General features: G+C 72.7%; 12 protein-coding genes and 2 pseudogenes. 8 read left to right on the forward strand and 6 right to left on the reverse strand.

Translation table 11 applies throughout. The features are described 5' to 3' along the window. Window positions 1-31 precede the first annotated feature (31 nt). The gene (locus LMU33_RS23355) at window positions 32-1,102 is read left to right on the forward strand and encodes an adenosine deaminase (protein ID WP_228622484.1); all 1,071 of its coding nucleotides are present in this window, start codon (window positions 32-34) and stop codon (window positions 1,100-1,102) included. Here LMU33_RS23355 and LMU33_RS23360 read toward each other — a convergent pair. The 3 genes from LMU33_RS23360 to LMU33_RS23370 all read right to left on the reverse strand — a co-directional run bounded on the left by LMU33_RS23360 (window position 1,084) and on the right by LMU33_RS23370 (window position 4,124). Further along, on the reverse strand, window positions 1,084-1,599 hold the full coding sequence (locus tag LMU33_RS23360; RefSeq protein ID WP_228622485.1) for a mycothiol transferase: 516 nt from the start codon (window positions 1,597-1,599) through the stop codon (window positions 1,084-1,086). The two genes, LMU33_RS23355 and LMU33_RS23360, sit on opposite strands and share 19 nt — an antisense overlap. A 28-nt stretch (window positions 1,600-1,627) precedes the next feature. Continuing rightward, on the reverse strand, window positions 1,628-3,130 hold the full coding sequence (locus tag LMU33_RS23365; protein ID WP_228622486.1) for a carotenoid oxygenase family protein: 1,503 nt from the start codon (window positions 3,128-3,130) through the stop codon (window positions 1,628-1,630). Window positions 3,131-3,197: 67 nt separating this feature from the next. Then, entirely contained in the window at window positions 3,198-4,124 is a 927-nt protein-coding gene (locus tag LMU33_RS23370) for a LysR family transcriptional regulator (RefSeq protein ID WP_228622487.1), read from the reverse strand. A gap of 142 nt (window positions 4,125-4,266) precedes the next feature. Here LMU33_RS23370 and mgrA point away from each other — a divergent pair, with 142 nt between their 5' ends. After that, a complete protein-coding gene (gene mgrA, locus LMU33_RS23375; protein WP_228622488.1) occupies window positions 4,267-5,259 on the forward strand; it encodes an L-glyceraldehyde 3-phosphate reductase in 993 nt (330 codons plus the stop codon). A 56-nt stretch (window positions 5,260-5,315) separates the two neighbouring features. Continuing rightward, a pseudogene (locus LMU33_RS42215) lies at window positions 5,316-5,643 on the forward strand (helix-turn-helix transcriptional regulator); the annotation flags it as partial. Here the strand turns inward: LMU33_RS42215 and LMU33_RS23380 are convergent. Beyond that, window positions 5,636-5,920: a DUF1905 domain-containing protein gene (locus LMU33_RS23380; protein WP_228622489.1), complete on the reverse strand. Its 285-nt coding sequence runs from the start codon at window positions 5,918-5,920 to the stop codon at window positions 5,636-5,638. The pseudogene LMU33_RS42215 and the gene LMU33_RS23380 overlap by 8 nt on opposite strands. Before the next feature lie 99 nt (window positions 5,921-6,019). Next, on the reverse strand, window positions 6,020-6,403 hold the full coding sequence (locus LMU33_RS23385) for a nuclear transport factor 2 family protein (protein ID WP_228622490.1): 384 nt from the start codon (window positions 6,401-6,403) through the stop codon (window positions 6,020-6,022). A gap of 327 nt (window positions 6,404-6,730) precedes the next feature. Here LMU33_RS23385 and LMU33_RS23390 point away from each other — a divergent pair, with 327 nt between their 5' ends. From LMU33_RS23390 to LMU33_RS23405, 4 genes are all read left to right on the forward strand, one after another. Beyond that, entirely contained in the window at window positions 6,731-7,141 is a 411-nt protein-coding gene (locus LMU33_RS23390; RefSeq protein WP_228622491.1) for a hypothetical protein, read from the forward strand. A 69-nt stretch (window positions 7,142-7,210) separates the two neighbouring features. Continuing rightward, window positions 7,211-9,550 carry an FHA domain-containing protein gene (locus tag LMU33_RS23395; protein WP_228622492.1) on the forward strand — a complete coding sequence of 780 codons (2,340 nt, stop codon included), beginning with the start codon at window positions 7,211-7,213 and terminating at the stop codon, window positions 9,548-9,550. A 38-nt stretch (window positions 9,551-9,588) separates the two neighbouring features. Beyond that, a complete protein-coding gene (locus tag LMU33_RS23400) occupies window positions 9,589-10,140 on the forward strand; it encodes a hypothetical protein (protein WP_228622493.1) in 552 nt (183 codons plus the stop codon). Then, the gene (locus LMU33_RS23405) at window positions 10,140-11,156 is read left to right on the forward strand and encodes a serine/threonine-protein kinase (protein ID WP_228622494.1); all 1,017 of its coding nucleotides are present in this window, start codon (window positions 10,140-10,142) and stop codon (window positions 11,154-11,156) included. The genes LMU33_RS23400 and LMU33_RS23405 overlap by 1 nt, the downstream gene beginning before the upstream one ends. 62 nt (window positions 11,157-11,218) lie before the next feature. Here LMU33_RS23405 and LMU33_RS23410 read toward each other — a convergent pair whose 3' ends face one another. After that, window positions 11,219-12,499 carry a streptophobe family protein gene (locus tag LMU33_RS23410; RefSeq protein WP_228622495.1) on the reverse strand — a complete coding sequence of 427 codons (1,281 nt, stop codon included), beginning with the start codon at window positions 12,497-12,499 and terminating at the stop codon, window positions 11,219-11,221. 180 nt (window positions 12,500-12,679) lie between these two features. Between LMU33_RS23410 and LMU33_RS23415 the strand changes: the two are divergent. Next, window positions 12,680-13,879 (forward strand): annotated as a pseudogene (locus LMU33_RS23415) (DUF6777 domain-containing protein); the annotation flags it as partial. Window positions 13,880-14,070 lie beyond the last annotated feature (191 nt).

The raw sequence follows: 14,070 nt of genomic DNA on the forward strand, positions 1-14,070 counted from the left end.
ACCGCACCACCTGCCGAGGAAACGAAACGCCATGACCGCGTCCCGCATCGACACCGAGACCCTCCGCCGGCTCCCCAAGGCCGTGCTGCACGACCACCTCGACGGCGGCCTGCGCCCCGCCACCGTCGTGGAACTCGCGGCGGAGGTCGGTCACACCCTGCCCACCACCGACCCCGACGAGCTGGCCGCCTGGTACTTCGAGGCCGCCAACTCCGGCGACCTGGTCCGTTACATAGCCACCTTCGAGCACACCCTCGCCGTGATGCAGACCCGCGAGGGCCTGCTGCGCACCGCCGAGGAGTACGTCCTCGACCTCGCCGCCGACGGTGTGGTGTACGCCGAGGTGCGCTACGCCCCCGAGCTGAACACGCGGGGCGGCCTGTCGCTGAGCGAGGTCGTGGAGACCGTGCAGGAGGGCCTCGCCGCCGGTATGGCCAAGGCGGCCGCCGCCGGCACGCCCGTACGCGTGGGCACCCTGCTGTGCGGCATGCGGATGTTCGACCGGGTCCGTGAGGCCGCCGACCTGGCCGTGGCCTACCGCGACGCCGGTGTCGTCGGCTTCGACATCGCCGGCGCCGAGGACGGCTTCCCGCCCGCCGACCACCTCGAGGCCTTCGAGCACCTGCGCCGCGAGAGCGTTCCCTTCACCATCCACGCCGGCGAGGCGCACGGCCTGCCCAGCATCCACCAGGCCCTGCAGGTGTGCGGGGCCCAGCGCATCGGCCACGGCGTGCGCCTGACCGAGGACATCGTGGACGGCAAGCTCGGCCGGCTCGCCTCCTGGGTGCGCGACCGCCGGATCGCCCTGGAGATGTGCCCCACCTCCAACCTGCAGACCGGCTGCGCCACCTCCATCGCCGACCACCCCATCACGGCGCTGAAGGACCTCGGCTTCCGGGTCACCCTCAACACCGACAACCGTCTGGTGTCGGGGACGACGATGACCCGGGAGATGTCCCTGCTGGTCGAGGAGGCCGGCTGGACGGTCGAGGACCTGCGCACGGTCACGGTGAACGCGCTCAAGAGCGCCTTCCTCCCGTTCGACGAGCGCAAGGCCCTCATCGAGGACGTGGTCCTGCCGGCTTACGCTGCCGCGCTCTGAATCAGCCCCCTGAGGTAGGCGGCCTGTCCGATGTGCTGAAGGTCGTCGGACAGGACGCTCACCAGGCGGAGGCCCAGGCTGACCGGGGGATCCCAGCGCTCGTCCACGATCCGTTCCAGATCCTTGGCCGCCAGCGAGCGCAGCGCTTCGAGGCTCTGCTCGTGCACGGCGTCGTAGTACCCGGTGAGCAGGTCGGCGGACTCGACCCGCACCTTCGCGACCTTGGCCGGGCTGTGCCCGTACCCGGTGTCGTGGCGGGGCAGGTCGAGGCCGAAACGCTTCTCCCAGCCCTGGGACAGCCACACCTGGTCGAGGTCGAAGGCGTCGGCGATGTGGTCGTCCTGCACCCGGGTCAGATGCCAGACGAGCCAGGCGATGGTGTTGGCGTCGGGCGCCGGGCGGTGGTGCAGCGCGTCCGGTCCGAGGCCGTCGAGGGCGGCATGGACTTGTTCCTGGATGCGGCCGTAGCCGTCGATGAGGATGTCCTTCGCATGCATACCGTCCACCATCCCAAACAGCGGGCGCTCACGCGTCCGGAATCCAGCTTCCGTGGAAGCCGAGCGGCACCCGCCCGGGCAGGTGCACCCGGGCCACCGGCTCGCCGGTGAAGTCCTGAGCGGCCAGGATCACCAGGTCGGCGGCACCGCGGTCCGGGTCGTGGACGTACGCGATCGCGTATCCGTCGTCCTCGGCCGTGCGGTGGTCGGTCGGGTGCCGCGGTACGAACACCGCCTCGCCCGCCGCCGCGCCCTTCGGCAGCCGGTGCACCTGGGTGGCGCCGCGCAGCAGGTCGTGCTTGACGAGCGCGTTGGAGAAGGCGTCGTCGGGCGGGGTGCCGCCGTCCGGTGTCAGATAGGCGGCCGTCATCTCGGCCGCCGCGGCCGTGTAGCCGTAGCGGTGCCGCCGCGACACCAGTGACTCGTTCACGCGCGGGAATTCCTGCGGCCGGTCGTCCAGCACCCGCTGCCGCACGCGGCCGTGGTGCAGATCGATCGTCCAGCGCTCCAGCTTCGTGGTGCCCGTGGCGTACGGACCGTCCGAGCCGCGCCCGGCGACGTGGAACGGCGCCGGGTAGGTCGTCAGGTCGACCACCACGGACCCGCCCTCGTCGTAGGCGTTGAGCGTGTGCGAGCAGAAGACGGGGTCGATCCCGAACCAGCGCACCGGGCCGCCGGTCCGGCGCATGACGCCGACCCGGGTCGGGTGGTTCCGGTTCCAGCTGTACGGCACCGGGGCGCCGCGTCCGGCCGCCGCCGCGTCGAAGGTGACCGGGATGTCGAAGAGCACGACGTGCCGCTCGGCCAGCGCGAAGTCGTGCATCATCGGGGCATCCGCCACCGGGATCCGGTGCGTGCGGGCGACCCGCCCGGCGCGGTCCACGACCAGGTGCCGGACGTGGTCCCAGGTCGCGTGGTAGGCGACGGCGTGCAGCTCACCGGCGCGCACGTCGAACTTGGTGTGCGCGGCGAACGCGCCCTCCAGGGTTCCCGCGAAGTCGTACGTCCCCGACGTACCGAGCTCTCCGTCGAGTTCGTACGGCAGCGGACCGCTCTCCTGGAGCGCGAGGATCCGTCCCCGGTAGGGGATCACATGGGTGTTGCACGCGAAGTCCTCCCCCGGCACCGGTCCCGGATACGCCTCGCCCAGCTTCCGCGCGACCTGCGCGGAGCGCACCCAGCGGTTGCGGTACCACTCGGCCCTTCCGTCGCGCAGCCGGACGCCGTGCACCATGCCCTCGCCGAGCATCCAGTGATGGGCCCGGGGGTCCTCCAGGCCGAGGACGTTGGGTCCGTTGCGCAGGAAGCGGCCGTTCAGCTCGCGCGGGACGCGGCCCGTCACCGCCAGGTCGAAAGCCGTCAGTTCCTCCGTGACGGGTGCGAACGCCCCTTCCAGAAAGGGATAGTGGCGATTCGTCAGCTCGCCTGCCGGGTGGGCCGCCGCCCGGCCGGTGCCCAGGCCGGTGAGGGCGCCCGCCGCCGCGAGACCGGCCGTGCCGCGCAGCACGGTCCGCCGTGTGTGTTCCGCCATGCCATGTCCTCCTGACCGTCGTCGTCCTGGCCGACGGTCCCGAGTCTCGTGCGGCGGGCGGCCGGAATCAGGAGGGCTGGGCCCCCTCCTGGGGTGGTGCCAGACCCCCTGTTGCGCCGCCGGTCTCCAGGAGCGTGACGAGCGCCCGGGCGGCGGGACTGGTGGCACGGTCCGGCGGCAGCAGCGCCACGGTCTCGTACTCCGTCTCGCCCGTGCCCTTCAGCGGCAGCGCCGTGAGGGAGGGCCGCTTGTGCCGGAAGTGCCGGGGTACGACCGCGATCCCCAGGTTCTCGTCCACCAGGTCCAGCAGGCTGTGCACGTCGTTGACCTCCAGCGCGACCGTGCGCCGGACGCCGGACGCGGCGAACGCGGCGTCGGTGGTGCGGCGCGGGCCCCAGTCCGGGTGGAAGTCCACGAAGACCTCACCGGCCAGATCGTCCGGGGTCAGCACCGCGCCCGTCGAGGCCAGCCGGTGGCCGGGATGGCACAGCACGGTCATCGGCTCGCTCGTCAGCGCCACCGAACGCAGCTGGTCACTGTCCGCCTGGGTGCGGTAGGCGAAGGCGAGGTCGAGCCGGCCGGCCGCCACCTCCTCGGCGAGCGCGCCCGAACCGGCCTGCCGCAGCCGGATCTCCACGTCCGGATGCCGCCCCCGGAACGCGGCCAGCAACCGTGCCGGGTGCACGCCCGCGATGCACTGCTCGGTGCCCAGCGCCAGCGTGCCGCGCAGCACGCCCTGCACCGCCGCGACCGCCTCGTGCGCCGCACGGACCTGCGCCAGGATCCGCTCGGCCTCCACCAGCAGCGCCCGCCCCGCCTCGGTGAGCGTCACCCGCCTGGTGGTACGCACGAACAGCGGCGCCCGCAGTTCCCGCTCCAGCGCCCGGATGGACGCCGACAACCCCGACTGTGACACCATCAGGCGCTCGGCGGCCCGGGTGAAGTGCTGGTCCTCGGCGACGGCGACGAAATGCTGGAGATGACGCAGTTCCATGATTGAGAAGCCTAGCCGCTGAATTCCATCGGATTCTTCTGTTGGACCGCTGTCCGGTGGACGGGAAAGAGTGGAAGCGGTCACCGGGAGCCGCAGGCCCCCGGAGCCGGGAACACCGTGTGCCAACCCCTCTGGAGTCGCGTTGTACACCGCACACCCCGACCGTTACGCCGACATGCCCTACCGGCGCACCGGACGCAGCGGACTGAAGCTCCCCGCGCTGTCCCTCGGCCTGTGGCACAACTTCGGCCCGGACCGGCCCGCCGAGACCCAGCGGGCCATCCTGCGCCGCGCCTTCGACCTGGGCGTCACCCACTTCGACCTCGCCAACAACTACGGCCCGCCGCCCGGCGCCGCCGAGTCCGCCCTCGGCGAGGCACTCAAGGCCGACTTCGGGCCGTACCGCGACGAGCTGGTGATCTCCACCAAGGCCGGCTACCTCATGTGGCCCGGCCCGTACGGCGAATGGGGCTCGCGCAAGTACCTGCTGTCCTCGCTCGACCAGAGCCTCGCGCGCATGGGCCTGGACCACGTCGACATCTTCTACTCGCACCGCTTCGACCCGGACACTCCGCTGGAGGAGACGATGGGCGCCCTGCACTCGGCCGTGCAGCAGGGCAAGGCGCTGTACGTCGGCGTCTCCAACTACTCGGCGGAACAGACCCGCGAGGCCGCCCGCATCCTCGCCGAGCTCGGCACCCCGCTGCTCATCCACCAGCCCCGCTACTCGATGCTCGACCGCCGCCCCGAGGACGAGGGGCTGCTGGACGCCCTGGACGAACTCCAGGTCGGCTCCATCGCCTACTCCCCGCTGGAGCAGGGCCTGCTCACCGGCCGCTACCTCGACGGCATCCCCGAGGACTCGCGGGCCGCGAGCGACAGCCCCTTCCTGAACTCGGACGCGGTCACCGGGGACCTCGTCGCCCGCCTGCGCTCCCTCGACGAGATCGCCAAGTCCCGCGGTCAGACCCTGGCCCAGCTGGCCCTGGCCTGGGTGCTGCGCGGCGGCCGGGTCACCTCCGCGCTGGTCGGCGCGAGCAGCCCGCAGCAGCTCGAGGACAGTGTCGGCACCATCCGCGACCTGGACTTCGACGCCGAGGAACTGGCCCGGATCGACGCGATCGTGCAGGGCTGAGCACCCGGCGGCGTACGGCAGCACGCCGGGCACTCCCCGGTTCCGCCGGGGCGGCCGGCTGGCTGTGGGCGCCGGCGGACGAGCGGCCGGCCCCCGCCCCGCACCCGATGCACGCCGACCCGGCCCCCCTGGCAGCTGGGGGAGCCGGCGCGCGCCGCCGCGATGTCGGGGACGGCCTTCGCCGTACGCTTCCGGGATGCCGCGGGTGTGCCGCCGCCGGCCTGTCCGCAGAACTGGCGCACGAGACCGGCCGCCCGTGCCCTGAGGCAGGGCTGCGCGCCGGTGGCGGAACGGGCATGCTCGGTCCGGTACAGCTCCGAGAGCACCTTCAAGCGCACCGTCGGCGTCGCGCCCCGCCGCTACCGGGAGTCGGTCGTCAGCCGAGCCGTTCCGCCAGGCGCACGGTCACGGTGTCGCCCTCCCGCTTGCCGATCGCCTTCCGGATGCCGGCCCTCACGGGGAGCTTGTGCCGGCCGTCTCCCAGGGCCATGAACGAACTCCGGAACGGGTGGCCGTCGACCGTGCCGCTGACCTTGACCAGGCCGCGGGTGCCGAAGAACTCGGCCGAGCGCGGCCAGACCACGTAGGTCCAGCCGCCGGCCTGCGGACTGCGCTGGAGAACCGCGGTGAACTCCACGTCCACCGGACCGCTCGTCTGCATGGTGTTCCTCCGTGTGCCGCCGTGCGCGGCGCTCTGCCGGGAATCGTGCGTCAGGGCAGACCGTCGCGCGCGGCGGAACTCATCGCCGGCCGGGCGGTGTCACACAGCCGCCGGCACGCGGTCCAGAAAGCCCAGCACCTGCCGGATCCGGCCCTCGTCGTCCAGCGTGACCACGTCGAACCCGGCGACCGGCGCTGAGCCGTCGGCCTCGTTCACCAGCTCCCAGCCGAAGCGCGCGGTGTCGTGGTGTCCGTCCACCGCACCGAGCGGGCGGAAGACGAACCCGGGGAACTGCTCGTGGGCCGCCGTGATCACGGCCGCGATGCCCTCGTGGCCGCGGACGTCGGCGAGCGGGTCGGTGTAGCCGCCGTCGGCGGTCCACGCGGCGGTGACCGCCTTCTTCAGGGCCTCCGGCCCGGTGGCGTTCCAGGCCTCGAAGTAGCGGGCGGCGGCGCTCTCGTAACGGTTGGTGTTCACGGACATGGTGAATCAGCCTCCATCGAGGTCGTAACTGCTGATTACTGCTGGTCAGAGCCGGATCCGGGGCTTCGCCGATCCGGTGTGACCACCATGCCGGAGCGCCGACGGGCGGGTCGATTACCTGCCTGGTAATGCCCGGCGGCCGCGGAGGCGCCGATGTGTTCCGGCCAGAACGTGCGGTGAATATGCCAACAGACTGGCCGGAAAGTCATGGTGACAGTGTTTCGGGAGTGGCGATACTCGAACATCAGGGGCACTTCACCGCACAGGAGCCGCACGGAGAGCGAGGCCGGGCCGGGCGCAACCAGCGAGGCGACGGGGGAGTGAGACGTGCACGACGAATTCCTGTGCCATGTCACCGCGTACGGCATGTGCGACGGCCGGCGCATCGGGGTACCGCTCGGCACCTACCGCGCCCCGACGCTGGCCCTGGCACTGTGGTGGCTGCGCGACCGCGCGTCCTGGATCGCGGAGCGTCTGGACCCGAGCCCGGAGGACTCCGCCTTCCCGGCAGGCTCGCTGGTGCCGGTCGCGGACACCGTGGCCGACGTGCCCGCCCTGCTGCGCGCCTGGTGCGCCGACGACGTCCGGCAGGAGCTGGTGGCCGACGAGCTGGCGGGCGGACGGCTGGTGCGGATCGCCGCCAGTGACGACACCACCGAGTACGAACTGCTCGCCGAGTCCGTCGACGCACTGCGCATGCAGCGCACCCTGCCGGCGCTGGTCGTACCCGTCGCCTGACACGTGTCCGTCGGCCGCCCGGCTCCCGATTCCGGGCGCATATGTGGACGAATCGGTAGAATTCTGGCCATGGCGGAGCGGCCGATCGCCCCGACGGCGCCCGAACTCGTCCTGGAGACCGACACGGGCTCCACGATCATGAGCCCGGGGCACGACTACCACGTCGGACGCGACCCGTTGAGCGACATCGTCCTGGACGATGCCCGGGTCTCGTGGCACCACGCCGTGCTGCGCTGCGACGACGATCGCTGGACCCTGACGGACCAGCACAGCACCAACGGCACCTACGCCGACGGCCGCCGGATCGACCGGTGGGGTGTGCGCCCCGGCAGCGTGATCCGCTTCGGCAATCCCACCAACGGCCCCCGCGCCGTCCTCGCCGGCGCCCCGCAGCCCGTCCCCGACCGGCCCTCCGCGGTGTCGCTCCCCCTGCTGACCGGCACCTTCCGCCGGCCCAGCAGCGTCCGCCCGCTGCCCGTGCGCCCGGTCCGCATCGGCCGGGCCGCCGACAACGACCTGGTGGTGGACGACCTGATCGTCTCCCGCCGCCACGCCGAACTGCGCGCCCACCCCGACGGCACATACGAGATCATCGACCTCGGCAGCCACAACGGCACCTACCTCAACGGCCGGCCCGTCACCCGCGCGCCCATGGGACCCGGCGACATCGTCGGCATCGGCCACGTCGCGTTCTGCCTGGTCGGCGACGAACTCCAGGAGTACGTCGACACCGGTGAGATCTCCCTCGACGCCCAGGACCTCACCGTCGCCGTCGACGGCGACCGCAAGGTCCTCCTCGACCACGTGTCCTTCCCGGTGGGGGAGAAGTCCCTGCTCGCGGTGGTCGGACCGTCCGGCGCCGGCAAGTCCACGCTGCTGAACGCCCTCACCGGGCAGCGGCCCGCCGACCGCGGCACCGTCCTGTACGACGGCCGCGACCTCTACCGCGACTACGCCGAACTGCGCCAGCGCATCGGACTGGTCCCGCAGGACGACATCCTGCACCCCCAGCTCACCGTGCGCGCCGCCCTGACCTACGCCGCCGAACTGCGCTTCCCCGAGGACACCGCCGCCGCCGAGCGACGGGCCCGGGTGGACGAGGTCATCCGGGAACTGGGCCTCGTACAGCGTGCCGACCAGCCCGTGCACAGCCTCTCCGGCGGACAGCGCAAGCGGGTCAGCGTGGCCCTGGAACTGCTCACCAAACCCTCGCTGCTCTTCCTGGACGAGCCGACCTCCGGCCTCGACCCCGGCATGGACCGGTCGGTGATGAACATGCTGCGCGGCCTCGCCGACGACGGCCGTACCGTCATCGTGGTCACCCACAGCGTCCTCAGCCTCGGCGTCTGCGACCGCCTCCTGGTGCTCGCCCCCGGCGGCAAGGTGGCCTACTACGGGCCGCCCGACGACGCCCTCGCCTTCTTCGGCTTCGAACAGTGGCCGGAGGCCTTCGAGGCCTTCGACCGCGACCCGGAACGCGACTGGGCCAGGGAGTACCGCGAGTCGCCGTTCCACCGGCACTACGTCACCGAGGCCACCACCCAGCCCCACCACCCGGGCCCCGCCCCCGTCGTCCCGGCACCGGTGCCCCGCCCACGCGGCTGGGAAGCCCAGCTCGGCACGCTCATCCGCCGTTACGCGGCCGTCCTCGGCTCCGACCGCACCTTCCTGCTCGTCATGATCGCCCTGCCGTTCGTCATGGGCGCCATGGCCCGCGCCCTGGCCGACGGCCGGCTCGCCCGCGACACCGCGATGAACGCGCTGCTCATCCTGTGCGTCGGTGCCGTGCTGACCGGCGCCGCCAACGCGGTGCGCGAACTCGTCAAGGAACGCGTCGTCTACCAGCGCGAACGCGCCGTCGGCCTGTCCCGTTCGGCCTATCTGATGTCCAAGATCGTGGTGCTCGGCACCATCAGCGTGGTCCAGGCCGTCGTCCTCACCCTGGTCGCCCTCCTCGGCGTCGACCTGAACACCCCCGGCGGCCGGGGCGTCCTGCTGCCGCCGCTCGCCGAGATCACCCTGGCCGCCGCCCTGCTCGCGTTCACCGCGATGACGCTCGGCCTGCTGGTCTCCGTGCTGGTGCGCAAGGAGGAGGTGACGATGCCGCTGCTGGTGCTGCTCGCGATCGTCCAGGTCGTCTTCTGCGGTGCGCTGCTCCCGCTCAACGGCGTGCCCGGCCTGGAGCAGCTGTCCTGGCTCGTGCCCTCCCGCTGGGCGCTCGGCGCGATGGCCGGCACGGTCGGACTGTCCCGGATCGTCCCGGGCAGCCTGACCGCCGACCCCCTCTTCCGTCACTCGACGGGCGTCTGGCTGCTCGATCTGGTCATGCTGGTGGTGCTCTCCGTCCTCTACGGGATCGTGGTCGCCCGGCTGCTGCGCCGGCACGAGCCCGCCGTGATGCGGAAGTAGGCGAACGCGATGGCACACACGCGGAAGCAGGCGTCCCGATGAGCAGAGCGCCCAGTCCCGGATTCCGGCCCACGCACGTCGTGCCGGCGCGCGGCATGCCCGCCTGGGAGGCCCCCGACCCGGCCCGGCCCACCCTGCCCCTCGACCCGCTGCTGCCGGTCGAGCTCGTGGAGCGGCGCGGCGACTGGGGGTACGTCCGCTGCGCCAACGGCTGGGGAGCCTGGGTCGACGGCCGCCGGCTCGTCGCCGTACCCGAGGACCCGCCCACCGTCGACGGCCCGGCGGACACCGCCGATCCACGGCCCCTGCTGGCCCGCGCCGAACAGGCCCTGGCCGACTACCGGTCCGCGGTGGAGGAGCTCGCGGCCGGCGCGCTGGACGGGGAGGACTTCGAGGACCGCACCCGGGGCCTCAGGATCGGGATCGTCGTCGACGGGGAGTCCATGTGGCTGTACGACCCCGAGGAGGGCCGCTGGGTGTACGGCGACGGACGGCGGCTGACCACCTACGCCACCGACCGGGAGGTCACCGGCGACGACGCCGCCGGGCACACCCCGACCCGGCTGGTCGCGCCCGAAGGTGAGCGCTGATGGCACACGAGACCAGCCAGTTCTCCGGCCGGCCCTCGGAGCTGATCGGCCGGCAGATCGCGAGCTACCTCATCGAGAGCGAGATCGGGCGCGGCGGCATGGCCGTCGTCTTCCGCGCCCGCGACCTGCGCCTGGACCGCACGGTCGCCCTCAAGCTGCTCGCCCCCGAACTCGCCCGCAACGACACCTTCCGCAAGCGGTTCACCCATGAGTCCCAGGTGGCCGCGGCGATCGACCACCCGCACATCGTGCCGGTCTTCGAGGCCGGCGAGACCGACGGCGTGCTGTACATCGCCATGCGGCACGTCTCCGGCAGCGACCTGCGCCATCTCCTCGACCAGAGCGGACCGCTGCCGTTGCCCGACGCCGTGCGGATCGCCGCGCAGGTGGCCTCCGCCCTCGACGCCGCCCACGAGCACGGCCTGGTGCACCGGGACGTCAAGCCCGGCAACATCCTGGTCGCCCAGGGCATCGACAGCGACCACCCCGAGCACGTGTATCTGACCGACTTCGGGCTCACCAAGAAGTCCCTGTCCCTGACCGGCTTCACCAGCGTCGGCCAGTTCGTCGGCACCCTCGACTACGTGGCTCCCGAGCAGATCTCCGGCCGCCCGGTCGACGGCCGCTGCGACGTCTACGGCCTGGCCTGCGTCGTCTACGAGACCCTTACCGGCCGCCCGCCGTTCCTCCGCGACGACGACATGGCCCTGCTGTGGGCCCACCAGTACGACGATCCGCCCCCGCCGAGCCGGACCCGCCCCGGCCTCGACCCCGCGGTGGACCCGGTCTTCGCCAAGGCCCTGGCCAAGAGCCCCGACGCCCGCTACGACACCTGCCTCGCCTTCGTCGCCGCCCTGCGCGCCGCCACGGCGCCCGCCGCCGGCCCGGCCCGCGTCCGCCCGGCGCCGGAGCCCGACACGGAGACGGACCACACGACGGTGAGCGGCCCTCCGAGCCCCCCGCACTGGGCGGACCCCGTCTACCGGGCGGAGGCAACGGAGCGAAACCCCGCCTGAGACCACTCACCGTGCCGACTCCGGCCGGAAGCCCTCGGTGGTCCGGCCCTCGACCGGCCGGGTCACTCGCCCGGCCCGCCCACCTCGCCCCGGCGCTGCACCCGGCGGGCCGCCAGGCCGCCCAGGAACCCGGCGACCAGTCCCCACAGCGCGCCCAGGCCGACCGTCCGCCACAGCTGGGGTCTGAGGAACAGCTCTCCCGACAGCCCGCCGCCCAGGTCGCCGATGCCGAGCAGGGAGAGTCCGTAGTGCGCCGACATGCGGCACGTCAGGCAGATCATCAGCACCGTCAGCGCAAGCGCCACGCCCAGGTGCACGGAGTGCTGCCACGGGCGGATCCGGGCCGGAGAGCTCGCTGCCATCCGGAAGGCCACGGCCAGCAGCAGGATCGCGTCCACGGCCACCAGCCACCACCACCTGCCGTCGTAGTCGGTGAGCGAGCGCAGGTTGAGCGCGGAGACGTCCGGGGTACGCAGGATCGCGTCCAGGACGTGCGGCATGGGCAGGCCGAACGGGCCGTGCACGCGGCCGTTCCAGGTCGCTCCGAGGCCGATGGTGAGGGCCAGCCAGGCCAGATTGGGCAGGCCGAGCAGGATCAGCGCGAAGGTCGCCTGGGCACGATCCCGGGTGGCCGCCGTGATCAGCGCGGTGACCAGGCCTACGACGACGCACGCGAGGAGCAGTACCACCATCGCGTGCGCCGCCGGGCGCACCGACTCCTGCAGACGCAGCAGCCGCCCCGGCAGCGGCGCCCCGCGCGCGACCAGCAGCGCCAGCACCAGCACCCCGGCCAGCCACAGCAGGCCGAACAGCACCGTCAGCGGCACGTCCGTGGTGAAGCCGATCCGGGGCGCGGCGCCGAACAGACCGGTCAGGTCGCTCAGCGTGCCGTTGCCCACGTCGACGGCGAAGGTCTGCCGGGCGCCGAGGGCCAGGCCGATCAGCACGAGCAGCCACAGCACCGCGATCCGGGCGGCCCAGCCGGCCAGCTCACGGGCCGAGGCGACCGCCCGGTGCCGCAGCGGGCGCAGGAAGCCCCCGCCGATCACCAGCGCGCCGACCAGGGTCACCGACAGTGGCATCACGGTGACCCCGGCGCGGGTCTGCGCCAGCGCGCCCGCGTTGCCGGAGAGTTCCACACTGCCGCCGACCGCCGTGACCAGGGTCGCGGCCACCACCCGCGGGAACGCGCCGTCCGGCAGGTCACCCGCTCCGGCCGCCCACAGTCCCGGCGCCGCCACCAGCACCATGACGGCCAGCCCGGTCAGCACCACCGCCACGGCCTGTGCCCAGCCGTGACGGGCGACGGGTGGGTCGACGGTGGGAACGCTCACGGTTGACACGCTAAGCAGCGGCCGGGCACCCCGCCCGCCGGGTGGGCCGTTCGCGTCGGCTTGCGAGCCTCACGACCCTTCGACACACAATGGGATCAATATGCAGCCAAATGCACCAAACGGGACTTGACTGAGAAAAGCCGCGCATCGCCCCGCGTATCGCGACGATCGCGACGGGAAGAAGTGCTCGTGAGCGCCGAACCTCCGTCCTCCGGCCGCCCGACCGGGCCGCCCTCCGGCCCGCTGTCCGGCTCGTCCCGGCCCCCTTCCGGACCGCCGCCCTCCCAGCCGCCGCGTGGCGGTGCCGGTGGCGGGGCCATGGGACCCCACGGGCCGTGGTGGAAGTCCGTGCCGCGGGTGGCGGCCCTCACCGCCGCCGTCGTCGCCGCCGTGGTCCTCGCGGTGGTCTTCACCCGTCCGGGCGGATCCGTCAGGGGCGGCGAGGTCTTCCTGCAGTCCGCGAACAGCAGCGGCCAGGACCCGTTCACGGAATCCACCGCGAAGGAGAGTTCCGCCCCGCCCCCGCCCTCCGCCGCCGCGCCCTCCGGCACGGCCAACGCGGTGCAGGGAATCGAGGGCGGCGCGCCCGGCCTGTACGGCGGCACCAATCGCACCCCCGCCTGCGACGTCGAGAAGCAGATCAAGTTCCTCCAGGCCGAACCGGGGAAGGAGAAGGCCTTCGCCTACGCGGCCGGCGTCCAGCCCGCCGGCGTGCCCGCCTTTCTGCGTTCGCTGACCCCGGTTCAGCTGCGCGTCGACACCCGGGTCACCAACCATGGCTACCGCAACGGGGGCGCCACCAGCTTCCAGTCGGTTCTCCAGGCGGGCACCGCCGTGCTGGTGGACAACCACGGCGTCCCCCGGGTGCGCTGCGCCTGCGGCAACCCGCTGAACCCGCCGGTCGCCCAGAAGAGCACGCCGAAGCTGGTGGGCCGCAGCTGGACGGCGTACCGGCCCTCGAACGTGGTCGTGGTGAGGCCCGCGCCGACGGTCGTCAGCGTCTTCGAGCTCTACGACAGCCACCACAAGAACTGGATCCACCGTCAGCGCGGTGACCAGTACGGCCGGCACGACCAGCACGCCAGGCCGCCGAAGTTCCCGCATCCCTGGAGCCCGCCCCGGTCCCCGTCCCGGTCCCCGTCCCCGTCGTGCCCGCCCGGCTCGAAGCACTGCCCGTCCACACCGGGCAAGCCGAGCACGTCGCCGTCCTCCTCGCCGTCGCCGTCCAAGTCCTCCCCGTCGGCGTCGAAGTCCCCGTCGGCGTCGAAGTCCCCGTCGGCGTCGAAGTCCCCGTCGCCGTCCAAGTCCTCCCCGTCGGCGTCGAAGTCCCCGTCGGCGTCGAAGTCCCCGTCGGCCTCGCAGACATCGGCGTCGAAGCCGCCCGCGTCGAAGTCGCCCGCGTCGAAGCCGCCCGCGTCGAAGCCGCCGGAGTCGAAGCCGCCCGCCTCGAAGTCGCCGGAATCGAAGCCGCCCGCGTCGAAGCCGCCGGAATCGAAGCCGCCCGCCTCGAAGTCGCCGGAATCGAAGCCGCCCGCGTCGAAGCCGCCGGAGTCGAAGCCGCCCGCCTCGAAGTCGCCGGA

It is taken from the genome of Streptomyces barringtoniae, assembly GCF_020819595.1.
GTDB classification, from domain to species: Bacteria; Actinomycetota; Actinomycetes; order Streptomycetales; family Streptomycetaceae; genus Streptomyces; species Streptomyces barringtoniae.